Annotated in this window: 21 protein-coding genes and 2 tRNA genes; 10 read left to right on the top strand and 13 right to left on the bottom strand. The window is 54.1% G+C overall.

The features are described 5' to 3' along the window. The first annotated feature begins 10 nt into the window (after positions 1–10). A complete protein-coding gene (locus AS19_RS14085) occupies positions 11–178 on the top strand; it encodes a hypothetical protein (protein ID WP_158319816.1) in 168 nt (55 codons plus the stop codon). Between the two features lie 445 nt (positions 179–623). On the opposite strand, the gene AS19_RS05285 is transcribed toward AS19_RS14085, so the two are convergent. The 4 genes from AS19_RS05285 to AS19_RS05270 all read right to left on the bottom strand — a co-directional run bounded on the left by AS19_RS05285 (position 624) and on the right by AS19_RS05270 (position 1,797). Further along, positions 624–700, bottom strand: a tRNA-Asp gene (locus AS19_RS05285). A 36-nt stretch (positions 701–736) separates the two neighbouring features. Beyond that, positions 737–812 (bottom strand) — tRNA-Val (locus AS19_RS05280). 203 nt (positions 813–1,015) lie between these two features. Next, the gene (locus AS19_RS05275) at positions 1,016–1,204 is read right to left on the bottom strand and encodes a hypothetical protein (RefSeq protein WP_035458501.1); all 189 of its coding nucleotides are present in this window, start codon (positions 1,202–1,204) and stop codon (positions 1,016–1,018) included. Further along, the gene (locus AS19_RS05270) at positions 1,201–1,797 is read right to left on the bottom strand and encodes a TetR/AcrR family transcriptional regulator (protein WP_011588276.1); all 597 of its coding nucleotides are present in this window, start codon (positions 1,795–1,797) and stop codon (positions 1,201–1,203) included. The genes AS19_RS05275 and AS19_RS05270 overlap by 4 nt, the downstream gene beginning before the upstream one ends. Positions 1,798–2,077: 280 nt before the next feature. On the opposite strand from AS19_RS05270, the gene AS19_RS05265 reads away from it, so the two are divergent. The 7 genes from AS19_RS05265 (at position 2,078) to AS19_RS05235 (ending at position 12,848) form a co-directional block, all read left to right on the top strand. Beyond that, positions 2,078–3,862, top strand: a complete 1,785-nt coding sequence (locus tag AS19_RS05265; protein WP_011588275.1) for an acyclic terpene utilization AtuA family protein — start codon at positions 2,078–2,080, stop codon at positions 3,860–3,862. A gap of 67 nt (positions 3,863–3,929) precedes the next feature. Then, complete coding sequence (locus tag AS19_RS05260) at positions 3,930–4,799, top strand: SDR family oxidoreductase (protein WP_011588274.1); 870 nt, start codon at positions 3,930–3,932, stop codon at positions 4,797–4,799. Next, on the top strand, positions 4,799–6,409 hold the full coding sequence (locus tag AS19_RS05255) for an acyl-CoA carboxylase subunit beta (protein WP_011588273.1): 1,611 nt from the start codon (positions 4,799–4,801) through the stop codon (positions 6,407–6,409). Before AS19_RS05260 ends, AS19_RS05255 begins: the two co-directional genes overlap by 1 nt. Positions 6,410–6,591: 182 nt before the next feature. Then, a complete protein-coding gene (locus AS19_RS05250; protein WP_011588272.1) occupies positions 6,592–7,749 on the top strand; it encodes an acyl-CoA dehydrogenase family protein in 1,158 nt (385 codons plus the stop codon). A 110-nt stretch (positions 7,750–7,859) separates the two neighbouring features. Further along, positions 7,860–8,666, top strand: a complete 807-nt coding sequence (locus AS19_RS05245) for an enoyl-CoA hydratase/isomerase family protein (protein ID WP_046961818.1) — start codon at positions 7,860–7,862, stop codon at positions 8,664–8,666. Positions 8,667–8,846: 180 nt separating this feature from the next. Then, the gene (locus AS19_RS05240; protein ID WP_011588270.1) at positions 8,847–10,802 is read left to right on the top strand and encodes an acetyl/propionyl/methylcrotonyl-CoA carboxylase subunit alpha; all 1,956 of its coding nucleotides are present in this window, start codon (positions 8,847–8,849) and stop codon (positions 10,800–10,802) included. A 216-nt stretch (positions 10,803–11,018) separates the two neighbouring features. After that, entirely contained in the window at positions 11,019–12,848 is a 1,830-nt protein-coding gene (locus tag AS19_RS05235) for a long-chain-acyl-CoA synthetase (protein ID WP_011588269.1), read from the top strand. Positions 12,849–13,974: 1,126 nt separating this feature from the next. Here AS19_RS05235 and AS19_RS05230 read toward each other — a convergent pair. The 3 genes from AS19_RS05230 to AS19_RS05220 form a co-directional block, all read right to left on the bottom strand. After that, a complete protein-coding gene (locus AS19_RS05230) occupies positions 13,975–15,141 on the bottom strand; it encodes an acyl-CoA dehydrogenase (protein WP_011588268.1) in 1,167 nt (388 codons plus the stop codon). Further along, positions 15,138–16,346 carry a 3-oxoadipyl-CoA thiolase gene (locus tag AS19_RS05225; protein ID WP_011588267.1) on the bottom strand — a complete coding sequence of 403 codons (1,209 nt, stop codon included), beginning with the start codon at positions 16,344–16,346 and terminating at the stop codon, positions 15,138–15,140. The genes AS19_RS05230 and AS19_RS05225 overlap by 4 nt, the downstream gene beginning before the upstream one ends. 590 nt (positions 16,347–16,936) lie before the next feature. Further along, on the bottom strand, positions 16,937–17,956 hold the full coding sequence (locus tag AS19_RS05220; RefSeq protein WP_011588265.1) for an MBL fold metallo-hydrolase: 1,020 nt from the start codon (positions 17,954–17,956) through the stop codon (positions 16,937–16,939). Positions 17,957–18,128: 172 nt separating this feature from the next. Here AS19_RS05220 and AS19_RS05215 point away from each other — a divergent pair, with 172 nt between their 5' ends. Next, complete coding sequence (locus AS19_RS05215; RefSeq protein WP_011588264.1) at positions 18,129–19,094, top strand: NAD(P)H-quinone oxidoreductase; 966 nt, start codon at positions 18,129–18,131, stop codon at positions 19,092–19,094. A gap of 226 nt (positions 19,095–19,320) precedes the next feature. On the opposite strand, the gene AS19_RS05210 is transcribed toward AS19_RS05215, so the two are convergent. From AS19_RS05210 to AS19_RS05200, 3 genes are all read right to left on the bottom strand, one after another. Next, on the bottom strand, positions 19,321–19,797 hold the full coding sequence (locus tag AS19_RS05210) for a phasin family protein (RefSeq protein WP_011588263.1): 477 nt from the start codon (positions 19,795–19,797) through the stop codon (positions 19,321–19,323). 189 nt (positions 19,798–19,986) lie between these two features. Beyond that, positions 19,987–20,307 carry a hypothetical protein gene (locus AS19_RS05205; protein WP_011588262.1) on the bottom strand — a complete coding sequence of 107 codons (321 nt, stop codon included), beginning with the start codon at positions 20,305–20,307 and terminating at the stop codon, positions 19,987–19,989. Further along, the gene (locus AS19_RS05200) at positions 20,308–21,528 is read right to left on the bottom strand and encodes a DUF445 domain-containing protein (protein ID WP_011588261.1); all 1,221 of its coding nucleotides are present in this window, start codon (positions 21,526–21,528) and stop codon (positions 20,308–20,310) included. 232 nt (positions 21,529–21,760) lie between these two features. On the opposite strand from AS19_RS05200, the gene AS19_RS05195 reads away from it, so the two are divergent. Continuing rightward, positions 21,761–22,513 carry a hypothetical protein gene (locus AS19_RS05195; protein WP_011588260.1) on the top strand — a complete coding sequence of 251 codons (753 nt, stop codon included), beginning with the start codon at positions 21,761–21,763 and terminating at the stop codon, positions 22,511–22,513. Positions 22,514–22,557: 44 nt separating this feature from the next. On the opposite strand, the gene AS19_RS05190 is transcribed toward AS19_RS05195, so the two are convergent. The 3 genes from AS19_RS05190 to cmoA form a co-directional block, all read right to left on the bottom strand. Further along, on the bottom strand, positions 22,558–22,878 hold the full coding sequence (locus AS19_RS05190) for a hypothetical protein (protein WP_011588259.1): 321 nt from the start codon (positions 22,876–22,878) through the stop codon (positions 22,558–22,560). A gap of 556 nt (positions 22,879–23,434) precedes the next feature. Continuing rightward, a complete protein-coding gene (cmoB, locus tag AS19_RS05185) occupies positions 23,435–24,403 on the bottom strand; it encodes a tRNA 5-methoxyuridine(34)/uridine 5-oxyacetic acid(34) synthase CmoB (RefSeq protein ID WP_011588258.1) in 969 nt (322 codons plus the stop codon). Next, entirely contained in the window at positions 24,403–25,134 is a 732-nt protein-coding gene (cmoA, locus tag AS19_RS05180; RefSeq protein ID WP_035458527.1) for a carboxy-S-adenosyl-L-methionine synthase CmoA, read from the bottom strand. Before cmoA ends, cmoB begins: the two co-directional genes overlap by 1 nt. Positions 25,135–25,252 lie beyond the last annotated feature (118 nt).

The following is a 25,252-nucleotide window of genomic DNA, read 5'->3' as shown; positions in this document are numbered from 1 at the left end:
TGTGACCTGAATGGCAGTTAAAAAAAAGCGTCAACGCCAGGCTTCCCCATCAAGCCTGAAGACCTTTTACGGCCACAACAATAGCTTGCGGCAACGAACCCAAACAGAAGCGTATCAGGATAACTTTGCGACAGAAAAGGCAGGAACCTCCTCCAGACACAAGAAGCTGAAAGGATAAAACAAAGCATTACAGGGATAAGCGGCGGGGAAGTGAGTACGAAGCAGTAACAAGTAAGAATCAAAGAGCACGAACGGCATTATACATAGACAAACGGTCGAGGATTACAGCTCCTCACCGTCGTCCACCCAGCCATCATCTTCAAGGCACTCTTCCAAGCTTTCCATTAACAGCCTTTGTTCTATGCGTTCTTCCAAATAATCATCCATTGCCTTTTCTTCCTTACCATTTCATTTGTTGTCCAAATGATTAGACAGAAGAAAAGTGACAAGTTCATGAAAGAAAACGCCAGGCAGGAAAAATCTGGATGTAAAGAATCACGAAGGGAGGGACGCTTACTCAAAGGTAAAAGCGACAGTATTACATCAGGCCCCAGAACCCGATGCCACGAAACTAGCAGACACAAAAAAGGCCCTCCATAAGGAGAGCCTTTCTTGCTGAATAGTGGCGGAGCGGACGGGACTCGAACCCGCGACCCCCGGCGTGACAGGCCGGTATTCTAACCAACTGAACTACCGCTCCACTTATCCCTTACGGAATTCTTTCACTTACAAAATATGGTGGGTGATGACGGGATCGAACCGCCGACCCTCTGCTTGTAAGGCAGATGCTCTCCCAGCTGAGCTAATCACCCTTGTTCGCGCTGCGAAGTGGGCGCCATTCTATGGATTGGGCCGAGAGTGTCAACGGCTTTTTTCAGAAAATTGATCGTTTGCCTAGAAAATGGTCGATATGTCTAAAACTTGGGCAAAATGAGAGGGATTAGCATCAAATATCAAAATTCGCGCCACAAACCACAACACAGCTTAGTAGCTTGAAGATTGGAGCTGGACGCTGTCACCCAGCTTCTAGTGCCTCAATCTTCGCTTTAGCCTCTGCCAGGCTGAACTGACCCGGCAGTAACTGTCCATTGGGCTTGGCAAGTAAGTAGTGATGCACATCCAGCGCCCAAGTCTGTCGGTTCAACTCCCCCTCCTCAATAATGGAGTAACCTGTTTTCCCCCAGGCTATCGCGTTACCAATCATCTCTCCGCCTCACCAATCACACGGGCAAGTATAATATCGGCCAAATCATCCAGACTCAGCGGCCCCTCGCGGTCAAACCAATTTGGCGCCCAACCGGTCATCCCTGTCAGCAAACGCCGCATAATGAAGGGATCAGTGGTAAAAACCCCCTCTTTATGTAGGCGTGTTAGCACATCCAGCCACAGTTGCTCGTAGATACCGCGCAACTTTAGTGCCCTGGCTTGCTTATCCTCACTCAGGCAGCGCCACTCGGTGACCATCACCGTCATTGCCTCGGCAGTATCGCCCACAATGGACTGTAACTCCGCTCGGATCAGCGCTCGCAATTGCTCCTGCCCCGTGCTGTGGGCGACCACCGCCTGACGCAAACGCTCAGTATTGAAGTGGATTACCTCTTCCATCACGGCATAGAGGATATCCTCTTTGGTTTTAAAGTGATGAAAAATAGAGCCGCTCTGGATCCCAACTGATGCCGCAATATCGCGGACAGTGGTACGGTCGAACCCCTTATCCCGAAACAGATGCGCCGCCGCGCTGAGCAACCGCCCACGAGGAGAATCATCAATTCCATGAATTGCCATTAAACCAGCCATTGCTTACCCCTATCATTAACGCACACATTATCCCGCTTACGCGCGGGGGGCAGCAAGGCAGGAGCAGGAGAACGTGAAACATTAAAAAACGCAGCCCTGAAATCAGGCAGACACGCTCCCATCCTCAGAGAGTGAATCGCGGCGCATGAAGTCAATGCCTGGCAGCCAACCCAGACCATGATTCAACTTTTCACTTCCAACTGCTGTTCTCGTCCTTTACAAACCAAGCGCTTGCTTGGTAGCTTACGAGACCATGAATTCACACGCAAATGGAGCCACCATGACAAAGCCTGTTCGCATCGGCTGTGCCGCCGGATTCTGGGGCGATACCAACAGTGCTGCTTTCCAGCTCGTCCACCAAACCGAGTTGGATTATTTGGTGTTCGATTATCTCGCTGAGGTTACTCTGTCGATCATGGCCGGGGCACGGATGAAAGATCCCAATGCCGGCTATGCCCATGACTTTGTCACTAACGTGATGACCCCCCTAGCAAAAGACATCAAGGCAAAAAACATCAAGGTTGTCAGCAATGCTGGCGGAGTAAACCCGCGCGCCTGTCGGGATGCCTTGGAAAAAGCCTTTGCTGCTGCTGGCGTGGAAATGAAAATCGCCCTAGTAGAAGGAGACGACCTAAACAGCCGCCGCAACGATTTTGCGGCTGTCACCGAACTGGATAGTGGTGCTCCCCTGCCCCCCATGACAGTCACCATGAACGCCTACCTGGGCGCTCTGCCCATCAAGGCGGCGCTTGACGCCGGTGCCGACATTGTACTCACCGGGCGCATTGCCGACTCCGCCGTCGTACTGGGCCCGCTGATGCACGAGTTCAACTGGTCCACCGAGGATTACGACAAACTGGCCCAGGGCTCCCTTGCCGGCCACGTGATTGAGTGTGGCGCGCAATGTACCGGTGGCAATTTCACCGACTGGCGTGAAGTCCCTGACTTCCACAACATGGGCTTTCCGGTGGCCGAGTGCCATGAGGATGGGCACTTTGTGATTACCAAGCCTGCGGACACCGGAGGGCTTGTCACCTGCGCCACCGTCGGCGAACAAATTGTTTACGAAATTGGCGACCCTCGCGCCTATTTACTGCCCGACGTGGTCTGCGATTTTACCCAAGTAAAACTGGAGCAGGTCGGCGAACACCGGGTTAGCGTCTCTGGCGCCTTGGGCCGCCCGCCCACCGACAGCTACAAAGTGTCCGCCACCTACCCCGATGGCAACCGCATTACGGCCTCATTTTTAATGGGCGGCATTGATGCTCCAGAAAAAGGCCAGGTCGTCGCCGATGCCATTCTTAAGAAAGTGGCCGGCCTGTTTGAAAAACAAGGTATGGCCCCGTTCCGCGACACCAATGTGGAAATACTTGGCAGTGAAACGACCTATGGTGCCAACGCCCGGCGTGCCGACACCCGTGAAGTGGTGGTAAAAATTGCCGCTCTGCACGATGACAAGAAAGCCCTTGGCCTGTTTGCCCGGGAAATAGCCCAAGCAGCCACTGGCATGGCTCCTGGTCTATCCGGCCTAGTCGGTGGTCGCCCAAAACCATTCCCCCGCATCCGTCTGTTCTCCACTTTGGTGGATAAGAATGCGGTCACCGCAAGCATTGATCTGGATGGCAAATCCCACCCCGTGGACATTCCCACAGGCCAGATCTTTGACGCCAGCGCTCTACCAAAGGATAGCGATTATGGTACCGCTAGCGGCGACATCACCGTGCCGTTGATCAAATTAGCTTGGGCCCGTAGCGGCGACAAGGGCAATCACGCCAATATCGGAGTGATTGCCCGCAAAGCGGAATACCTGCCCTACCTGAACGCCGCCCTCAGCGAACAGGCGGTCGGTCATTACATGCAACACGTACTTGACCCGGACACAGGCAGCGTTCATCGCTGGTCCATGCCCGGCATGAATGCCTTCAACTTCCTGTTGAAAAATGCCTTGGGCGGGGGAGGTATCGCGTCGCTGCGTATTGATCCGCAAGGTAAAGCATTTGCCCAACAGTTACTGGATATGCCTATCCCCGTCAGCCAGACCATCGCCGACGCAGTGAGCAAGTAATTTTGATTGTAGCGCGCTGCCTGCAGCCAATGCAGGTTAGCGCCTTTAGGATTTCAAGGATTAGATAATGTCATACCGTTCTGTTTTTAGAGAAAACCTGTTCGCCGGCCAAAACATCATTGTTACCGGCGGCGGCTCCGGCATTGGCCGCTGTACCGCCCATGAACTGGCCGCACTCGGCGCTCGAGTCGTGCTGATCGGTCGCAAGCAGGAAAAACTCGATGCGGTGGCGGCGGAAATTGCCGAAGACGGCGGACAAGCGCTGGGGTTTTCTTGCGATATCCGTGATGAAGAGGCAGTCAAAGCCACCGTGGCCGAGGTCTACAAAGCCGTAGACGTGGTCCACGGTCTGGTCAACAACGCCGGGGGCCAATTCCCTTCACCTCTGGCTATGATCAGCCAAAAAGGCTGGGAAGCCGTGGTGCGCACCAACCTCACTGGCGGCTTTCTGATGGCCCGGGAAGTGTTTCTTCAGGGCATGAATAAAAACGGTGGTGCCATCGTTAATATCGTCGCCGACATGTGGGGCGGCATGCCGGGCATGGGGCACTCCGGCGCCGCCCGCGCCGGCATGGTTAACTTCACCCAAACATCCGCCTATGAATGGGGTAGCTGCGGTGTGCGCGTCAATGCAGTCGCTCCTGGCTGGATCATGTCCAGTGGCATGGACACCTACCCTGAAGGCTTCAAGGCAACGCTTAAGACCTTACGCGCCGCCGTACCCCTTCAACGCATGGGCAATGAAGCGGAAGTTTCCGGCGCGATTTGCTTTTTACTCAGCGACGCAGCTGCCTTCATCAGTGGCGACACCCTACGTATTGATGGCGCTGCCAGCCAGGGCAACGTGGCGATCTTCCCACTGCCCGCCCACGACAAAAGCAAACCGTTCGATGGTTTCCACCGCGCCACCACCCCGGACGTTTTCAAGGATCTCTAATGGCCACTCTCGACAGCGCAATTGACCCCAACAGCGAAGAATACCGCCAAAACCGTGAGGCTCTGCTTGCGGCGATAGAAGAGTTCCGCGCCATCGAACAGGCCGTAGTCGATACCGCGGAAAGCAAACGGGCAAAATTTGAAAAACGCGGCCAACTGCTTCCTCACGAGCGTATTTCCAGGCTGCTGGACGCCGGCTCTCCGTTTTTGAGCCTTATGAACCTGGCCGGCTACCAAATGCACGATGACAAAGACGGCACCGAAGCAGGCGGCGGCACTATTGCCGGCATCGGCTATGTATCCGGTGTGCGGTGTTTGGTCACGGCATCTAACTCGGCCATCAAGGGCGGCACCATTTCTCCCTCTGGTTTGCACAAAACCCTGCGTCTGCAACGCATCGCCCTGGAGAATAAACTACCGGTGGTAAGCTTGGTGGAATCCGGTGGTGCGAACTTGAATTATGCCGCAGAAGTATTCGTGGATGGCGCCCGCACCTTTGCCAACCAAGCACGCTTGTCCGCCGCGGGTATCCCCCAAATCACCGTGGTTCATGGTAACGCTACCGCCGGTGGCGCCTACCAACCAGGCTTGTCTGATTACGTGGTAGTGGTTCGCGAACGCGCCAAGATGTTCCTGGCCGGCCCGCCACTACTGAAAGCCGCTACCGGAGAGATTGCCACCGACGAAGAACTGGGTGGCGCAGAAATGCATGCGGGTACTGCCGGCACCGCCGAGTACCTAGCGCAATCCGATGCAGACGGTATTAGCCAGGCTCGTGATCTGGTGAAACTACTGGGCTGGCGCCGAGCGGCCGCGGACGTTCCCGAACATGAAGAGCCGAAATTCCCACCCGAAGAACTGCTCGGTGTGGTCCCTTGCGATGCCAAGAAACCCTACGACGTGCGCGAAATCATCGCCCGCATCGTTGATGGATCCCAGTTTTTAGATTTCAAAAACGAATGGGACAGCGCCACCGTCTGCGGTTGGAGCACCATCGAAGGCAAACCCGTGGGCATTATCGGCAACAATGGCCCCATTACGCCCCGTGGCGCAGCCAAGGCCGCCCAGTTTATCCAACTTTGCGACCAAACTCGCCGGCCCTTACTGTTTCTTCACAACACCACAGGCTTCATGGTTGGTACCGATGCAGAACAGAACGGGGTCATAAAAAACGGTTCGAAAATGCTGCAAGCTGTGGCCAATGCCCGAGTACCAAAAATTTCTGTGGTGGTGGGCGGCTCCTACGGCGCCGGCAACTACGCCATGTGTGGCCGCGGGCTAGACCCACGCTTCATCTTTGCTTGGCCCAATTCCAAAGTGGCGGTAATGGGCGGCCAACAAGCCGGCATGGTGTTGCGCATCGTGGCCGAGGGCAAACAACGGGCCAACGGCATTGAGCCCGACCCGAAAGTTCTCGACATGCTGCAACAAAGCACCGCCCAGAAACTCGACAGCCAGTCCACTGCCCTATACGGCACCGCACGCCTCTGGGACGACGGTATTATCGACCCACGCGACACTCGCCGGGTAGTAGCTTATGCACTGGACATCTGCGACGACGCCGAACAGCGCCAGCTCCACCCGAATTCATTCGGTGTGGCAAGACTTTAAAAACAGTTGAAGGTCCAGAGCCGCGACCGAGGGGCTACAGGAATGCAGAGGCCCACCTTTTCCGCACACAAAGTGTGCGGCGCGGCTCCAGTTAAGCAGCCAATCGACATGGCACATTGGCGTTTCAACGTTGAACGTTAAACTCAAACGATAAACATAACGAACACAACAGGGAGCTTCCCATGCAATTCACTCAAGAGCACGAAGAACTTCGCCGTACCGTCCGCAATTTTGTCGACAAAGAACTCAACCCCCATGTTCGCGAATGGGAAGATGCGGGTCGTTTCCCCATTCATGAAGTCTTCAAAAAAATGGGCGACCTGGGGTTGCTCGGGGTGACCAAACCGGAAGAATTTGGCGGCATGGGACTGGACTACTCCTACGGCATGGTAATGAGCGAAGAAATGGGTCGCGTTCATTGCGGCGGTGTCCCGCTTGCAGTCGGCGTGCAAACCGACATGGCCACCCCTGCCATCGCCCGCTTTGGTTCTGATGAGCTACGTCGTAACTATCTGGCACCCGCCATCGCCGGTGACATGGTGGCCTCCATTGCCGTCTCCGAACCCCACGCTGGTTCCGATGTGGCCGCGGTAAAAACCACTGCGGTTAAAGACGGTGACGACTATGTGATCAACGGCACCAAAATGTGGATCACCAATTCGCCCAGCGCGGATTTCTTCTGCCTGCTCGCCAACACCTCCGACGGCAAACCCCACGTCAACAAGTCTTTGATCGTGGTGCCAAAAGACGCAGGCGGCATTACCGTGGACAAACCGCTGAACAAGCTGGGCATGCGTTGCTCGGAAACGGCCCAGGTATTTTTCGATAACGTGCGCGTCCCGCAACGCAACCTGATTGGCCAGGAAGGCATGGGCTTCATGATGCAAATGATGCAGTTCCAAGAAGAGCGCTTGTTTGCCGCAGCCAACAGCCTTAAGGGCATGGAACACGTGATCGATGAAACCATCGCCTACGCCAAGGATCGTAAGATTTTCGGCATGCCGCTGATTGATAACCAGAGCGTGCATTTCCGCCTTGCCGAACTGCAAAGCGAGGTCGAATCTCTGCGTGCCCTTACCTATCGCGCCTGCGAAATGTATGTGAACGGCAAGGATGTATTACAACTTGCGTCCATGGCAAAACTGAAAGTGGGCCGTCTAAGCCGTGAAGTGGCCGACAGCTGCCTGCAGTATTGGGGCGGTAATGGCTTCATGTGGGAAAACCCCGCAGGCCAGCTTTTCCGTGATGGCCGCTTGGGTTCCATCGGCGGCGGCGCCGACGAAATCATGCTCGGCATTATCTGCAAGACCATGGATATCCTGCCCGGCAAAAAGAAGTAACAGCCGGACAGCACCACTCTGATCCGTAGGAGCGTCGCTAGCGGCGTGATTGCGAACGTATCGGGCCATCCCGTCGTTTGGCGCGCTTCTACAAAAAAACGAGGTCAAGCATGAGCCTACCCAGCACTGAAACCTTGCTAACAAACCAGGACGGCCCGGTTCTGCATATCACGCTGAATCGTCCCGACAGCCGTAACGCCATGAGCCTGACCATGGTGAATGAACTCATGGCGGTGTTTGAGAGCGTGGCCAACGACACCAACATTCGCGCCATTGTTCTGCGCGGCACTGGCGGCCACTTCTGTGCCGGTGGAGATATCAAAGATATGGCGGGCGCGCGCCAGCAAGCCGCCAGCGGTGACAACAACGCTTTTCAGACATTAAACCGCCGCTTCGGTGAAATGATTACCCTGGCTAACCGTCAACCGCAGGTAGTGATCACAGTACTTGAAGGCGCCGTACTGGGTGGCGGCTTCGGCTTAGCGTGCATTTCAGACGTTGCCCTTGCCAGTGCGAACGCCACCTTTGGCCTGCCTGAGACCGGGCTGGGGGTAATCCCTGCCCAGATTGCCCCCTTTGTGGTGGAACGTATAGGCCTGACCCAAGCGCGCCGTTTGGCGTTGACTGGAGTGCGTTTCAAAGGCGACGAAGCACTGCGACTCGGCATCGTCCATGAAGTGGTAGCCGACAGCGAGGCGTTGACCGCAGCACTGGAGAACACCCTCACGGCCGTTCGCCGCTGTGCACCACACGCCAATAGGGTGACTAAGGAACTGGTCCTGAACGTGGGCCATATTCCTATGAACACCCTACTAGACCAGGCCGCCACCGACTTCGCCGCTGCCGTCAACAGTGAAGAAGGCCGCGAAGGCACCATGGCGTTCGTACAGAAACGCCCAGCAACCTGGAATCAATGAACATTTGATTTACCACAGGAGGCACAACGTGTTCATAGCGAGCCGTGGGCCGACAACAAGGCTTCGGCATTCCCTAAGCGCGTCCATCTTGGCCGCAACGGGATCAGGTTGTGTTTCTCTGTGAACGCTGTGGTGGAAAGCATCATAACCACCAAGCCCCAATACCGGTAAGGAACTCCCATGAGCTTTGAAAAAATTCTGATTGCCAACCGCGGCGAGATTGCTTGCCGGGTGATAGCCACCGCCCAATCGCTCGGGTATCGCACCGTGGCAGTCTATTCTGAAGCAGATGCAGGCGCCCGACACACGGCCTTGGCCGACGAAGCCGTTTGCATTGGCCCGGCCTTGGCTAGTAGCTCCTATCTGAATATGGATGCCTTATTGGCTGCCTGTAAGCAAACAGGGGCCGATGCAGTACACCCCGGTTACGGCTTCCTCTCCGAAAACGCCGCCTTTTCCAAAGCCTGCAAAGACGCAGGCATTACCTTTATCGGGCCCGATGAAGGGGCCATCCAATTAATGGGTTCCAAACGACTCTCCAAGATTGCCATGCAGGAAGCAGGGGTTCCCTGTATTCCCGGCTATCAGGGAGAAGAACAAAGTGACGAAAGACTGCAACAGGAAGCCGAGCGCATCGGCCTACCACTCATGATCAAAGCCAGTGCCGGCGGCGGTGGTCGTGGCATGCGCGTGGTCACCGATGCGAGCGACATCAGCGCGCAGCTGAAAAGTGCCCGCCAAGAAGCCAAAAGCGCCTTCGGCAGTGACGAACTGATTCTGGAGCGGGCGGTGTTGCAGCCTCGTCATGTGGAAATCCAGGTATTCGGTGATCGTCATGGCAACGTAATCCACCTAGGAGAGCGTGATTGCTCCGTGCAACGTCGCCACCAGAAAGTGGTAGAAGAAGCGCCCTCCCCTGCGGTAGACGAATCCCTGCGTCAGCGTATGGGCGAGGCCGCAGTTCAGGCCGCCAAAGCTTGCCAGTATGTTGGTGCCGGCACGGTGGAGTTTCTGCTTGCTCCGCAAGGGGATTTTTTCTTCTTGGAAATGAATACCCGCCTGCAGGTAGAACACCCGGTCACCGAGCTGGTCACTGGGCTGGATCTTGTAGCGTGGCAGATCAAGGTCGCCCGAGGCGAGGCCCTGCCGCTGACTCAAGATCAGGTACAACTGACCGGGCATGCAATGGAAGTCCGCCTCTACGCCGAAGATCCAGCGCAAAATTACATGCCACAAACGGGGCCGATTCTACGCTGGCAGCCCGCCAGCGGTGACGGTATTCGTGTTGACCACGGTCTAATGGAAGGCACCGAAATCGGCAGCCATTATGACCCTATGTTGGCCAAGATTATTGCCGTGGGTGACAGCCGCGAAGACGCCCGCCGCCGTCTTATTCGTGCCGTGCAAGACACCACCTTGATGGGCGTAAACGATAACCGCGAATTCCTGGCGGCCATCCTTGCTCATCCCGTTTTTGCCCGTGGCGATGCCACCACCGCGTTCATCGGCGAAGACTTTGCCGACGATAGCAGTCTGGCCGGCAGCGCCCCTGACAAAACCCTATGGGCACTGGCCGCACTGCACCACTGCCGTAGTGAAACACCCAGTGACGACTTGCGCGGTTGGCACTCCAGTACGCTGGGCGCTCAACCCGTCGTACTTCGCAGCGGAGAGCATAAGCAAACACTCTATATTCGCTATGAAGGTGAACAAGTCCACGTTACGTTTAGTACCGAGCCTGACATTCTTACCCTGACACCGCTAACGGGTGATCGGATAGCCGTGAACGGCGTAGAAGTGACCGCCAGCGTGCTGCAAGATGGCAATCAATATTGGCTGCAAAGTCAGGGCCGCACGGCCTGTTTCAGTGATGATACCCACACCGCCGCCGACAGCAGCGAACAAGCGGGCTCTGGCCTGATCCGTGCTCCCATGGATGGCGCCATTATCGACATTAGCGTCAAGCCCGGCGATACCGTGAGCAAAGGCCAAGTGTTAGTGATCATGGAAGCAATGAAGATGGAACACAGCCTAAAGGCAGACTGTGACGGCACTATTGAAACACTGGATCTGAGCGTCGGCAATCAAGTAAAACGCCAGCAGTTGTTGGTTACGGTCACGCCAGATGTCGGTTAGTTTAGTAACAATTTGCCGACGGAAAAGGACACTGCATCGTGATCCAATAATTTACACTGGGGTAAGTTGTGCCATAACACCCAACTCATTACCCGAGCATTACCAGCATGCAGGGCGCTTGCCCTGCTCTAATGCTACGGTTAAGGTAAGCGCCCGCTTGCCAACACTGGGTTCCCGGCTTTTCGGGGCCTTCCAAGAACAGACAATGGAGATCCTATGAGCAACGCCGACATCATCACGTTGCCCAAGCTTCTGTCCAAGATCCCAGAGGTGATCACTCATCTTCCCGGCCTGATCAAGGGCTCAAAGCTGACGAAAATCACCGATACCAGCAAACCATTGGGGCTGGGCGTTGCCATTGAGCGCGCCACCAGCATGAACCCTAATGGTGCTGCCGTGATCTACGAAGACACAGAACTTACCTATAAGCAGTTTAACGCCTGGGCTAACCGGCTGGCAGACTACCTGGCCTCTATCGGCCTGAAAAAAGGCGATACCATTGCGGTCAATATAGAAAATCGCCCCGAGCTGCTTGCCACCGTTGTCGCCTGCGCTAAACTCGGCGTCTGTGCGGCCCTTATCAACACTTCCCAACGGGGTAAAGTGCTGATCCATAGTTTCAACTTGGTGAAGCCCAAAGCTGCCATTATTGGTGAAGAACTGGTTGATGCCGTGGAAGAAGTTCGCGGTGATCTGGACCTTAAAGACAACTTCTTCTGCTTCGCAGATCAGAACACCTTAGATAACCCCGGTGACGTACCGAGCGGCTACAAGAATCTGGCCAGCGAAAGCCGTGATTGTTCCAGCGAGAACCCCGCGTCCACTAAGCAAACCTTCTTGCGTGACCCGTTGTTCTACATCTACACCTCCGGCACTACCGGCCTACCCAAAGCGGTTGTCTTCAACCACGGCCGCTGGGAAAAAGCCTATGGTGCTTTCGGTTTCTCTGCCTTGCACCTGACCAAAAATGATCGTATCTACACTACCCTGCCGTTTTATCATGCCACCGGTATGGTGATCTGCTGGTCCTCGGTCATCGCTCCGGCTGGCGCCGTTGTCCTTGCACGTAAATTCTCCGCCAGCGGTTTCTGGGACGATATTCGACGCCACAACTGTACCGCTTTCGGTTACGTGGGTGAGCTGTGCCGCTATCTGCATGAACAGCCAGAAAAACCCACCGACAAAGACAACAAGATCCACACCATTGTAGGTAATGGTCTGCGTCCGAGCATCTGGAAAGACTTCAAGGATCGTTTCGGCATTGAGCGGGTGGCAGAGTTGTATGCGTCATCTGAGGGCAACGTAGCGTTCACCAACATATTCAACTTTGACAACACCGTTGGTTTCTCCCCTGTGAGCTACGCCATTGTCAAATACGACAAAGAACGTGACGAACCGGTGCGCGATAGCAAAGGGCACATGACTAAAGTCGGCAAAGGCGAAGCGGGTCTAATGCTCGGTGAAATCACCGACAAGACTCCTTTCGATGGTTACACCGACCCAGAAAAAACTGAGAAATCTATCTACCGGGATGTGTTCACTAAGGGTGATGCATGGTTCAACACCGGCGATATGATGCGCGACATCGGCTTCCGCCACGCTCAGTTCGTGGATAGGCTGGGGGACACCTTCCGCTGGAAAGGCGAGAACGTATCCACCACCGAAGTGGAACAGATTCTCGATGGCTACGATGGTATCCAGGAATCCGTGGTCTACGGTGTAGAAATTCCTAACACCAATGGCCGTGCGGGCATGGCCCAGATTCGCCTAACCGGTAACCACAAAGACTTTGACTTCAAAGGCCTGTGTGAGTACCTCAAGCGCGAATTACCCGCTTATGCCATCCCCGTTTTCCTGCGCATCAATGAAGAAGCCATGGAAACCACTGGCACCTTCAAGCACCAGAAAAACAAACTCAAGGAACAGAAGTACGACCTGAAGCAGCAGAACAATGCGGTTTATGCCCTGCTGCCTGGAGAGAGCTGCTACCAGCAACTGGACGAGGCCACGCAGGACGGCATCGACGGTGGCAAGTACCGCTTCTAAGCGATCCAGATGATCTAGGAAAGCAAAAAAGGCGCCTTTCGGCGCCTTTTTTGTGCTCCATTACAGCGCTAGTGGTGGCTTAACCCATTAGCGCAATGCCGCAATAGACATTGTTCTCGACACCGCCAACATAGGCCAGACATAGCGGGGGTTGTAACGTAAGTCCACAGGCGCTCTCCATCGCTACAAGACCATCACCTAACGATTTATGCCACCGTGCCACGCCCGCCTTAGTTTCCTTTACTCCTTTTCTTTACTCCCTTCATTTATCCAAACACGTTCACGTTACCCACATGGCCTTTTCTATCCACGGCATCTGTGGATAACACTGTTAACGAGCCTCGGATAACGCTTCGAAAGCCAGCATTTACGGTAGCTACAGCGACTTGTGTGGTTTTTCATCAAGGACATATGGATATGGATACCTTGAAAAAGGTCAAGACCATCGCCGTTTTTTCTTTGCTGGGATTACTCCACAAAAGCTGTGGATAAATATGTGAACAACTTGACCACAAGTATCTGCATCGCCCGTAATTAGGCGCTTAGCGCACAATGGTTCATTTTTAAACGAATCATAAAGCACTGATTATTCAATAACTTATTATTATATTTTCTCCTGCACACAACTCACCTTTGACCTAATGAACAAACCCCTTAGTCACGATCAGCTTGTGTAAAAGCGCCAGAGAGATCGCAATCCCCTCATGACCCACTGGTTTTATGGATTCAAAAATTACGTCAGCAAAAAACGCGAAGATATTGTCCACAGATCTTGTGGATAACCCTGTGCATAGACAGTAGAAAAGCGAGCATAATCGCCTATAAATCATGCCCCGAGACGATGTGTTCATTTTTTGATCTATATTTTTTCTTTAAAGAAATCATATAGTTATACTATTTACCAAGAGATTTTAACGAGATTGTCACTTTTTCGTTCAGAAAAAGAGCATTGACAACAAATCTGTGTACAACATTGGGGCATTCTCACGTTACCAAGAGTGACACCCTGATACAGACACGCACATAACACCAAGGAGGTGAAACGGGGAAGAAAACGCAAGGAGGGGAAACCCCCGGCTATTCTGACAAAACACCAGAATAACCAGGGCTAAACACTAGGTACTCATCAGCCGAATGCTTGCAGCCCGGTCTGGGCCCGGCCCAAGATCAGGGCATGGACATCGTGGGTACCTTCATAGGTATTCACCGCTTCCAGATTCATTACGTGGCGAATCACATGATACTCGTCACTAATGCCATTGCCGCCATGCATATCTCGAGCCTGACGAGCAATATCAATGGCCTTGCCACAGTTATTGCGCTTCATCAACGAGACCATTTCCGGCGCCCAGTTTCCCGCATCTATCAAGCGCCCTAATTGCAGCGCCCCTTGCAAACCTAAGGTAATCTCAGTCTGCATGTCCGCCAGCTTTTTCTGAATCAGCTGGGTAGCCGCCAGCGGGCGGCCAAATTGTTTGCGGTCCAAAGTGTACTGACGAGCCGCCTGCCAACAGAATTCAGCCGCACCCATGGCTCCCCAGCTGATCCCGTAGCGCGCTTTGTTCAGGCAACTGAAGGGCCCCTTTAAGCCCTCCACGTCCAATCGGTTTTGTTCCGGTACAAAGCAGTCATCCAGCATGATCTGACCAGTGATCGATGCCCGTAGAGAGAACTTGCCTTCAATCTTAGGCGCGCTAAACCCGTCAAAGCCCCGCTCTACCACAAAGCCGTTGATCTTACCGTCTAGGTTCGCCCACACCACCGCCACATCGGCTATTGGAGAATTAGTAATCCACGTTTTGGAACCATTTAACAGGTAACCACCATCCACTTTTTTAGCGCGAGTGCTCATGGAACCCGGGTCAGAGCCGTGGTCTGGCTCGGTAAGACCAAAACACCCCACCCATTCGCCACTGGCCAACTTTGGCAGGTACTTGTTGCGCACCGCTTCACTGCCAAAGGTATAAATGGGAAACATCACCAGGGACGACTGCACACTCATGGCGGAGCGATACCCGGAATCCACCCGCTCTACTTCCCGAGCCACCAAGCCGTAGCTAACGTGGTTCACTCCCGCGCCACCATATTGCTCAGGAATGGTGGATCCAAGAAACCCCTGTGCCCCCATTTCTGTCATGATCTCGCGATGAAAAATCTCGTGCCGGTTCGCCTCAAGCACCCTGGTCATCAGTTTACTTTGGCAGTAATCCTGCGCTGCATCACGGATCATCCGCTCATCGTCGCTGAGCTGAGTTTCCAGCAATAGCGCATCATTCCATACAAAAACACTCATGAATCTACCCTCTCCAGCACCATGGCAACGCCCTGACCTACGCCAATGCACAAACTAAGAAGTGCATAACGACCGCGGGTTCGCTCCAACTGACGCATGGCAGTCAAGACCAAACGCGCACCGGACGCACCTAACGGATGGCCGACAGCAATAGCGCCACCATTTGGGTTCAGGCGCTCATCATCCCCAGCCAAGCCCAACTGCTTACAGCAGCCCAGCACTTGGGCGGCAAACGCCTCATTAATTTCAATCACATCCATCTGAGCTAACGCCAGGCCCGCCCGGGCCAATGCCTTGTTGCACGCATCCACCGGGCCTAGGCCCATAACGCGAGGCGCCACTCCGGCAACCGCACCAGACAGAACTCGAGCACGGGGAGCAATACCCGCCGCCACACCAGCCCTACGCGAACCCACAATCACTGCCGCCGCCCCGTCATTTATCCCAGACGCATTACCCGCAGTAATAATGCCCCCATCGACAATAGCAGGCAGTTGTCGCAACTTATCAACGCAGGTTCCGGGGCGGGGATGTTCGTCGTCAGCCACACGCAGTGGTGTCGCCTTGCCCCCCTGGGGCACCGTAACCGGTAACACTTCCTGCTGATAAAACCCTTGCTCACGGGCGACCTCATAGCGTTGTTGAGACTGTATAGCAAAAGCATCCGCATCTTCACGGCTAATACCCAGGTCGTGCGCTACATTCTGTGCCGTCTGCGGCATAGTATCGGCACCAAACTGCTTGAGCACTTTCGGGTTAGGGAAGCGGGCGCCGATAGTGCTATCGAAAACTGTCATCTCCCGGCTAAACGCTTTTTCTGCTTTGGCCATTACATAAGGGGCACGGCTCATCGATTCCGTACCACCGGCAATGATCAACTCGCCCTCGCCCACCGTCACCATACGTGCCGCATCCAATGTTGCGGCGAGGCCGCTGCCACATAACCTATTCACGGTGATCCCCGCCACGGACTGCGGCAACCCAGCTAATAACCCGGCATGACGAGCCACATTACGGGCATCTTCCCCCGCCTGATTAGTATTACCAATGACAACATCTTCATACAGAGAAGCCGCAAAGCCATTTCGCTGTACCAGTTCGCGAATCACTCCGGCCAAGAGGTCATCCGGGCGTACCGATGCCAGAACGCCGCCATGGCGACCAAAAGGGGTACGCAGACCATCGTAGATATAGGCATCAAGCATTACATCCTCCCAGGAGTTACACGCTCAAGCGGCAAAGAGACTCGATATGTAGGTAGAAAGGCCTCTCTCACCCATTTCATTCTGTTCAATCACACAAAGCATTACGAAATAAGGTGGGGGCCGGAAAAAGTGCTTTCAGCCAGTCAATATCCTTAGCGTGTTGTAGCGTAAAGGTTACCGTCTTCCGATCGCTACGTAGAATTCTATTTTTAAATTTCAGAGCAAAGTAAGCAGTAGCCAGAGTGCGATACAAATGATAATCGCTGACAAAGGCTAACCAATATCGTGTGCCTGCCATCGCTACAACCTCGCGTGACTACACCACCGTTATTTTTAGGGTATCCGGAATGGGCTCTTCTTTGTGTTGGCAATGCCAATGCTAACGTTGCGGAATTGCGATAATGGCGCAATGGGCGTGAAAGCAGCTACAAGCTTAAAACTACAAACCACGAGGCGATGAAAACGGCGTAACCAGCTGAGCTGCACATATCTACGTATTTCAATCAAACCGGTAACACAGACACCGCCTAGCTGTTTATCCGTGGCTCGCCCGCGCTTTGTAGTGTGTCGCTTTAAGCTCCTCCTCCTAATCAGGCTGCGAAATACCAAATACCGTTACGCTCTTCGCGCTGCACTTTGCCTTGCTCCAGCAGGCAGTTGAGATGCGCAATGCTTTCCCCCATTGCAAACATCATTTGCTGCACATCCAATTCGCGCTTAAACATTACCGGCAGCATATCGTGAGCATTATGGGGCTGCTGCCCACAGGCAACCAGCACCTGCTCCAGCTGCTGCGAATGATGATCCACTAACGCATTAATGCGCGCATGCAACCCGCGAAATGGCAGCCCGTGGGCGGGCAACACTAGGGTGTCTTTAGGAAGCGCATCGCGTATCACTGTCAGGCTATCGACAAATGCCATCACCGGATTAGCCTCAGGCTCCGTGGGACGTACCATTAAGTTACTGGAAATAGTCGGCAGCACCTGGTCGCCACTGAGTAACACGTGGTCTTTCTCGCGATACAGGCACAGATGCTCCGGCGAATGGCCACGGCCAATATACACCTGCCAAGGCTCACCATTAATAAGCAGCAAATCGCCCTCGCCGATAAAGTCCGGGGATTTAGGCAGCGGCATAACCACGCGGCGAAAGCCATTACCTTTACCCGCCACTTTGTTCAGGTCGTCACCCAATAGTCCATGGCTGGCAAGAAACGCTTTGAAACGCTCAATAGTTTGAGCATCAGAGGCAGTACAAATACTGTCAGCCAGCTGCCACTCACCATGACTCATCGTCACCGGCACCCCACAATGCTGCTCAAGCCAACCGGCCATGCCAAGATGGTCAGGGTGGTAATGGGTAACAATAACCCGAGTTACGGGTTTGCCGTCGAGCTGTTCAGCCAGCAACTGCTGCCAAATTTCGCGACTGCGCCGCACCCCAAGACCGGTATCCAAGATGACCCAGCCATGGGTGTCTTCAAGCAACCAAAGATTGATATGGTCAAGAGCAAACGGCAACGGAAAACGCAGCCAGAAAACACCTTCGGCAACCTTGAAGCGTTGACCCGCCAACGGCAGCTCAGTAAAGGGATAATCTAGTGACATAAGGGACCTTTTGTTTTTGGCGAACAGGGGGTGATCATTCGATACACAGAAAAAACCAGTACCTTTTGCCGTGCCACTGGTCTGTGAGCACAACGACAGGCCTGGCGACAAACCGTTTTCTTTGTAAACCCTGTGACTTTGGCGATAAGCCATCATTGATAGGAGCACGATCATGCGCGCTTGGTGTATTGAAGAGAAGCAATTGCAACTGCATAGCCTTGAGGCACCGCAGCCCGGACCGGAGGAAGTCCAGGTACAGGTCAAAGCCATCGGAGTGAATCGGGCCGATCTGCTGCAGGTTCAAGGCCGCTATCCGGCCCCACCCGGAACCAGCAGCCGCATTCCTGGGCTGGAATATGCAGGGGTCGTCAGTGCCATTGGAAAACGAGTTCAAAAACGAAAAGTCGGCGATGCGGTAATGGGCCTGGTGCCAGGCTGCGCCTATGCGGAGCAAGTGATTAGCCATGAACGCGAAACACTGACGATTCCTCAAGGCATTACTTTTATTCACGCTGCCACTTTGCCCGAAGCCTTTCTCACCGCCTACAGGGCATTGTTTCTGGAAGGCGGCTTGCAGCCGGGCCAGTGGTGCCTTATACGCCCGGCCACCGCCGGCGTCGGCCTCGCGGCTACACAGCTGGCCATCACGCTTGGCGCCCGCCCCATCGGGGCTAGCCGCGAGCCAAACAAACTTACTGCCGCCAACGACCTGGGGCTTGTGGCTCAGGTCCGCGAAAACGGCACCTTTACCGCACAGCTCAACACCATTACTGACGGGGAAGGCGTAGCTGTAATTCTGGATATGGTCGGCCCAGATTGGAACGATCTGCTCGGCGGCCTGCGTGCAGAAGGCAGCTTGGTGAGTATCGGTGTATTGGGCGGCTTGAACACTGAGCTGAACTTGGGCGCACTGCTGATGAAACGCCAGACACTGAAAAGCATGACTATGCGCAGTCAGCCACTGGAGAAGCGAATTCAGCTGGCGCAGGTTTTCAATGACCGGTTGGCGCCTTTGTTCGCCAACGGCCAATTGCGACCGCTGCCACTGGAAACGTTTTCCTTCGAAAACGCCATCGAGGCCCACAAGCATATGGCCAGCAACGACTTCAGCGGCAAGCGAGTGATTGTTGTCAAATAATAAAAGGGCCAGAGGAAGCATTGCGCCCCACAATAAAGCAGTATTTAAAATACTATTTCATGCTTGCTACATCGTCCTCAATGACCAAAATGATCAGTGCCAATCCCTTAAGCACAGAGGCCTGCGGGTTCCTCGAAACAAAAAAAAACGGGTACCCAAGGCGGGCACCCGTCAAAAGACACCACTAAGGGGTTAGCGGTGTGCGCTACAATAGAGTTTGAATAGCTTAAAGGTTTTCAGAGGTTCCTTTAACTTTCCTCCGAGTCGGGCGTTTCGCGGCAGGCTTTTCGGGTTGCTCTTCGGCGTGATCTAGTGCCTGAGTCAATTCCTGCACCCGTTTTTCAAGCTGTTCGATCTCCCGCTTGTTCGGCAGGCCTAGACGGGATAAAGCCTTGTTAAAACGGTCATCAAAGGCTTTTTCCATTTTTTCCATCGTCTCGCCGGTATGATGGCGAACCCGTTCTTTAATCTCTTCCACCCGGGATTCGGTTTTATCCTTGGTATGCCGCTCCACTTCCCGGCCAGCTTCCACCAAGGCATCAAAAAAACCGCTGCCCTCTTCCTCAGCGCGAGCAAAAGCGCCCAGACCGGCTAGCCAGATCTGATGAGTGTATTTACGAATGTCTTTTGAAGCCCCGCTCAGGGCTTTCAGCGGGTTTTGACGCCCGTCTTTTTCGTTCTGGTTCTGTTCTTGGTCGGACATAGCCCAAACTCCCGAAGGCAATTCCACGAGCGAATGCAGCGGGAAAACAACACACAAACATTATCAACGCGTGGGGCGAATTATAGAGGGGTAGAGGCGCCTGATATCGACAAATTGTAGAACAATAAATCAAAAGTGATCCAAGACAACGCTTGCAATACCGGGTGCCCAAAATTCGAACCAACGATACTATTTATCCACATCATCCTTGTCTATGACGCCCTGCTGTCGCCCGCTGATCAAACCAACACCCCGCGCTAGGCTTTTGGCTCTTTCGCGAAGCATGTCCCGTGACCCGCCCGTTAGCATGTCCATGAAACGCCGACGAAGCCGATCTTCAAGCTGTGACGCTCCCTCATCCAGGCGACGATCTACTTTGCGCTCAATCCGTGGACCTAGCCAAAAGTGGCCGATGAGACCCAGTAGAATTAGAGTCAGCAGTGAAGAGCCTGCTGCTGCCGCAAACAACAACCACGCCAAGGTGGCTATATCTATCTGCAGCACCTGCATTCAACTAATCCCAAATATAAACACAAGCTGGAAAAGGCCAGCCATGGCGCCAAGAAAGCCGCCGACCACAATCAGAATCCACTCGTCTTCCTGAAAAGCCGGTCGCAGCAAATCCTGAAACTCATCGGAACTCAATGCCTGCATACGCTCAGACATCAGCCGCTCGACAATCTGACCCCGCTCTTTGTTGAATCCCTGGTCCTCAAAAGGCTCCACCGCCAAGTCCACGGCCTTCTCTTCCACCGCTTTTTTCAAGTCAGCGTAACCCTCTGGCCCTACCGTAAGCTGGGCGGCGGTTCGCACCACCCCACCATTAAGCAGCGGTTTGAGATGACGTTTAATTAACGCTTTGGTGCGATCACCCCGCGGCCCATTCACCACCTGGTACATAATGTTGTGCAAGGTAATCACTTTGGCCGTGGAGAGACGAGCAAAGGACTCAGCCACATCTTTCTGACGCTTTAAGAATAAACCCTGAATCCGGAATGGCCCGACCTTGATCGGGTTCAGTGGGCGGAAAATCAGGTTCAGGGCCAGCCAGTTTGTCGCAATACCCACAATGAAGCCGAACAGTGGCAACACCCAGTTTTCTGGGAAAAAGATAAATACAGGCACCTGGATTAAGCCAAATAGAAAACCGAAATACAGACCGGAGTTAGTAACAAAGCGGAATTCGGGATCCCCCACTTCGCGGAACATCTGCACCATGAGCTGCTTGTCTTCGCTCATCTGGGTGATAACCATATGTTTCATGTCAACCAGGTTATCAAGATTACGGCTGATGTCGTCGACCACATTATCCATAACGGCAGGAATGGCGCGCCGAGCACGACTATAAACCCGTTTGCGCACCAGCAAAGGCAAGTTTTCCCACAGAACGGCATTGCGTTCGGTCATCACCTCGTCGGTGTACTCTTCGATACGGAGCTGGATAGTACGAGTGAGGTGGTCAGCGATTTTTTCCGGTTCCATTTCGCGGAAAAATTCATCCAAGCTGCCCAGCTTGGATAGCGCCTTATCCACCACAATGCCGGCCATTTTTTCCACCTTGGAGGGGATAATGCCCTGCCAGCCGAAAAAAGGACGGATACCCAGAAATTCCAGGGGATAGAAAGTCATCTGCACAGCCATCCAGTTGGTTGTCCAACCGACGGTTCCAGCGATGAACGGAATACTGACGTACTTCCAGAAATCCGGGTACGCAAGCAAAGATTCCAGCATTGAAAAACAACTCCCCTTCAAGGGCTGGTGCACTGTAACTCGACAGCGCTAAGGCGAACAGGTCCCGCGTACACCCATCCAAGTCAAAAAAGCCAATGTAGTTTAATTATGAAAATGCATAGTATAGGGAGCAGTCATGCCAAATATAAGCGGCATCGCGTAATTTTTGGCAACAATAAGAGACCGGAACGATCACTCCGGGTCAACATAAAGACAGGATAGCGCTGCCACCATGCCTGAAACCGGTAGTTTCCCCCAACTTATTGTGCTGGGAGGCCTAGAAAGTGCCCTTAATCAGGTGCTCACAGGTACACAGCACGGTCGAGACCATCTCGCCGCCCTCCATGGAACCGTGGTGCGAGTCCGTGCCGAACGCCCCCGGTCAGTTCTGTATGTGCTGATCTATGAAGATGGCGTGGAACTGCTGACCGACTACGAAGGCAATGTGGACATTCGTGTGCGCGCACCGCTGGGGGCAATGATTCACTGGTTGTTTAGCAACGGCCCACTAGAAGACCACGAATCATTGCGTGTAATCGGCAGTGAGCAGCACATTGCCGTGCTCGCTGAACTAATAAATCAATTCAGTCTCTGGCCGCTAATCCGCAACTGGCTGGACGACCATGTAAGGCTCAAGGAGCTGCTTGCCCTGTTACGCCGGGAAGACCCAGTCTGGCTTGAGCAATTAGCCACCCTACCCCAACAGGTCGGTCAGCTGGCCGAACAACAAGCCCAACAACAGTTACTGCAGGAAGACATCCTTGAAGAACTGCGTCAGCTGCGCGGCGAGCTGCAACGGGCGCGCAAACTGGATCAGTTCTTTACCCTCACCGGCATGCTGCTGATTCTATTGTCGCTAATGAAAGCGTCCAGCTTGTGGGAAACCACTTGGCATGCCTTACAACAAGATTTCCTGTCACTGGCCATGCTTAGCCTTGGCATTGCCTGCTTGGTGGTCCGGTTACTTCCTAAACGGCTCCCTTAAAAGCCGGACATTATAAAACATAGGCATAGCGAACCAAGTACGGGTCAGGGTTTGTCCTTGCGTCCGAAAATATTCCCCAGGCGCTCACCCACCATTTCCGCACTGCTACGTGCCAAGTTACGACTAGCGCCTTCCAGTAACTCTTTAGACGGCAAGTTACGCACGCCTTCCGCCAGCCCTCGTCGAACCCCGTCTTCCACTCGATCCGAAAGAACCTGCGCCGCTTTTTCCACCTGCTCATCCAGCTCCCGTTGCAAGCTGTCACGTAAACGGGGCTGAAAATAAAAATTCGCCCATACACCGACAACCAGCAGAGTACAAAAAGAACTGAGTAGTGCCGACGCGACAATCCATGTAACTGACATGATTTCTTCCTCTGCGTGGTCCCGATTCAGGCCCCGGCCTAAAGCAACCACGTGTATAAGGGGGCCGGCATTATTGTTAAGTTGCGCTGTATAAGAGTATGACCTGATAACGGGCAACCGTGAACCCGCTAGAATCTTTGCAGCAGGAGTGGAGGCCAGCAACGACTGAAGCCTCTGCTCGCAGAAATTAACGAGGCTCTCGCATTATCCAGTGCTAACATCAACATCTCAGCCGGGCCGTTACCGGATTGACTCACTCGCCATGAATCCACACTTAACGGATTTAGCATCACGTTGAATGTACAGATCGCTCACATGAGGACAGCGGGGCAGATACAGAGACGGCGGGTCAGCGATACACTGAAACTACTGCGCCAACCGACGGGACGCGGCCAGCGAATTCTGTCACCGCAGGCACAAAACAGTCCGGCCAAAAATAACGTAGGCGGATACTGAACAGGTCCCACACAAGACGCTCAATCACGCTTCTTTGACACAGGCACTCCAAGCAGACTTATCGACACTCTAACGCTCATACTCGCTAGGAGCCCAAACCTTATGGCTTGCGTGCAACCAACACCGCACGGCGTGGTGCCGGGTAACCTTCACGGGTAAGGCTATGATCCTCGGGATCTAAAAAATCAGGAAGCGACTGGAAACGCATCCAGTCGGTAGACCGTTGCTCTTGCACCGAAGTGTTGCTTTCGTCCACACAGCGCACATCCACAAAGCCGCATCGTTCCAACCAGCGCGAGAGCATAGCCACCGACGGCAAGAAAAACACATTGCGCATCATCGCATAGCGATCTTGCGGCATTAACACCGTACATTCATCCCCTTCCACCACTAGGGTTTCCAATACCAGCTCGCCACCAGCGCACAGCGCCCCCTTTAACTCCAATAGGTGATCCAGAGGCGAGCGCCGGTGGTACAACACCCCCATGGAAAACACCGTATCAAACTGCCCGCCTTCTGCTGGCAGCTCTTCCATACGCAGAGGCAGGAACCACACAGGTAAATCCGGCGCAAAACGACGTACCGCCAGATATTGCACCAAGAACAGAATGGTCGGGTCGATCCCCACCACGCAACTAGCCCCAGCAGCTGCCATACGCCAGCAGTGATAACCACTACCGCAGCCCACGTCGAGAATCCGTCGCCCCTGCAACGATGACAAATGCGGTGCTACCCGTTGCCACTTCCAGTCCGAACGCCACTCGGTTTCCACCGGAACGCCAAAAAATTCAAATGGTCCTTTGCGCCACGGGATCAACCCCTGCAATGCGAGTTTCACAGCCTCTTCATTCTGCTCACCCGCTCGTCCAATGGTCAGCGTGTTCTGATCCAGTGCGCAGTTCGTCGGCCCAGCCGGTAGAGCATCCAGTGCCGCCATCCAGCGTGGTAGGTCACCGTGGGGACGCTCGACCAGGCGCTGACGCGACAGCGCCATAACGGCAGACAAAATTTGCGGAGAAAACAGGGGCTCAAGCCCACGTTCGCAGGCCTGCAGGTAATCAGTAAGCATTAACGCACAGCCAGTAATGAAACAAAGTTAAAACAGCGGAACCAGACATGAATCTGGCGGTAGCCCGCTTTTTTCAGTCGCGTCTCGTGGGCCGCCAGGGTTTCCGGAATCAGTACATTTTCCAGCGCATTACGCTTCTGGCTGATTTCCAGATCGGAATAGCCATTATTGCGTTTGAACGCATGATGCAATTCGGTCTGCAAGGCATTCTCAGCGTCATTGGCGAAACGGATTTTCTCCGATAGCACCAGGATGCCACCAGGCACCGTGGCATCGGCCAGGCGTCGAATCAGGGCATCACGTTTTTCCAGGGCGATGAACTGCAAGGTAAAATTGAGCACCGCCATGGAACAAGAATTGAACGCCATCTCTGCCACATCGCCTTCTTGCAGTGTCACCCGATGTGCCTGACCAGCTTGAGAGAGCAAGTTCTCGGCCTGCTCAATCATGGCCCGGGAATTATCCACCGCAACAATAGGATTACCGGTGTCCCCGGTCAGGGTCGCCATGGCAGTGGCGGCGGCCCCTAGGGAACACCCCAGGTCATACAGGCAAGTATCCGGCTGCGCGTACCGGGCCGCCAGCACCCCAATCATGTCGATAATAGTCGGATAGCCCGGCACCGAGCGGCGAATCATGTCCGGAAAAACCCGCACCACTGTGTCGTCGAAGGAAAAACGCCCCACCTGCGAGTGTGACGTGGCGTAAATACGATCTTGTTGATCAGACATAAAGGCCCCTGTATGCATCTGCGGCGCCGATTATAGCGAGGAGCTGAGCCCGGAAGAAACGCTTATTCGTCCAGGCTAACGGGCACATTACGCCCCTACCGTCGGGCTATCCTGGCAA

The organism is Alcanivorax sp. NBRC 101098, from assembly GCF_001010505.1.
In the GTDB taxonomy this organism is placed as follows: domain Bacteria; phylum Pseudomonadota; class Gammaproteobacteria; order Pseudomonadales; family Alcanivoracaceae; genus Alcanivorax; species Alcanivorax borkumensis.
The sequence above is the reverse complement of the archived record's forward strand: the minus strand, read 5'-3'. Positions and strand labels throughout refer to the sequence as shown.

Excerpts from the sequence above, each read along its gene's own strand:
- AS19_RS05260 (WP_011588274.1), top strand. The coding sequence starts at position 3,930 with ATGTCATACCGTTCTGTTTTTAGAGAAAACCTGTTCGCCGGCCAAAAC.
- AS19_RS05240 (WP_011588270.1), top strand. The coding sequence starts at position 8,847 with ATGAGCTTTGAAAAAATTCTGATTGCCAACCGCGGCGAGATTGCTTGC.
- AS19_RS05250 (WP_011588272.1), top strand. The coding sequence starts at position 6,592 with ATGCAATTCACTCAAGAGCACGAAGAACTTCGCCGTACCGTCCGCAAT.
- AS19_RS05225 (WP_011588267.1), bottom strand. The coding sequence starts at position 16,346 with ATGCTTGATGCCTATATCTACGATGGTCTGCGTACCCCTTTTGGTCGC.
- AS19_RS05190 (WP_011588259.1), bottom strand. The coding sequence starts at position 22,878 with ATGTCAGTTACATGGATTGTCGCGTCGGCACTACTCAGTTCTTTTTGT.
- AS19_RS14085 (WP_158319816.1), top strand. The coding sequence starts at position 11 with ATGGCAGTTAAAAAAAAGCGTCAACGCCAGGCTTCCCCATCAAGCCTG.
- AS19_RS05245 (WP_046961818.1), top strand. The coding sequence starts at position 7,860 with ATGAGCCTACCCAGCACTGAAACCTTGCTAACAAACCAGGACGGCCCG.
- AS19_RS05220 (WP_011588265.1), bottom strand. The coding sequence starts at position 17,956 with ATGTCACTAGATTATCCCTTTACTGAGCTGCCGTTGGCGGGTCAACGC.
- AS19_RS05230 (WP_011588268.1), bottom strand. The coding sequence starts at position 15,141 with ATGAGTGTTTTTGTATGGAATGATGCGCTATTGCTGGAAACTCAGCTC.
- AS19_RS05265 (WP_011588275.1), top strand. The coding sequence starts at position 2,078 with ATGACAAAGCCTGTTCGCATCGGCTGTGCCGCCGGATTCTGGGGCGAT.
- cmoB (WP_011588258.1), bottom strand. The coding sequence starts at position 24,403 with ATGCTTACTGATTACCTGCAGGCCTGCGAACGTGGGCTTGAGCCCCTG.
- AS19_RS05215 (WP_011588264.1), top strand. The coding sequence starts at position 18,129 with ATGCGCGCTTGGTGTATTGAAGAGAAGCAATTGCAACTGCATAGCCTT.
- AS19_RS05255 (WP_011588273.1), top strand. The coding sequence starts at position 4,799 with ATGGCCACTCTCGACAGCGCAATTGACCCCAACAGCGAAGAATACCGC.
- AS19_RS05275 (WP_035458501.1), bottom strand. The coding sequence starts at position 1,204 with ATGATTGGTAACGCGATAGCCTGGGGGAAAACAGGTTACTCCATTATT.
- AS19_RS05235 (WP_011588269.1), top strand. The coding sequence starts at position 11,019 with ATGAGCAACGCCGACATCATCACGTTGCCCAAGCTTCTGTCCAAGATC.
- AS19_RS05210 (WP_011588263.1), bottom strand. The coding sequence starts at position 19,797 with ATGTCCGACCAAGAACAGAACCAGAACGAAAAAGACGGGCGTCAAAAC.
- AS19_RS05205 (WP_011588262.1), bottom strand. The coding sequence starts at position 20,307 with ATGCAGGTGCTGCAGATAGATATAGCCACCTTGGCGTGGTTGTTGTTT.
- cmoA (WP_035458527.1), bottom strand. The coding sequence starts at position 25,134 with ATGTCTGATCAACAAGATCGTATTTACGCCACGTCACACTCGCAGGTG.
- AS19_RS05270 (WP_011588276.1), bottom strand. The coding sequence starts at position 1,797 with ATGGCTGGTTTAATGGCAATTCATGGAATTGATGATTCTCCTCGTGGG.
- AS19_RS05195 (WP_011588260.1), top strand. The coding sequence starts at position 21,761 with ATGCCTGAAACCGGTAGTTTCCCCCAACTTATTGTGCTGGGAGGCCTA.
- AS19_RS05200 (WP_011588261.1), bottom strand. The coding sequence starts at position 21,528 with ATGCTGGAATCTTTGCTTGCGTACCCGGATTTCTGGAAGTACGTCAGT.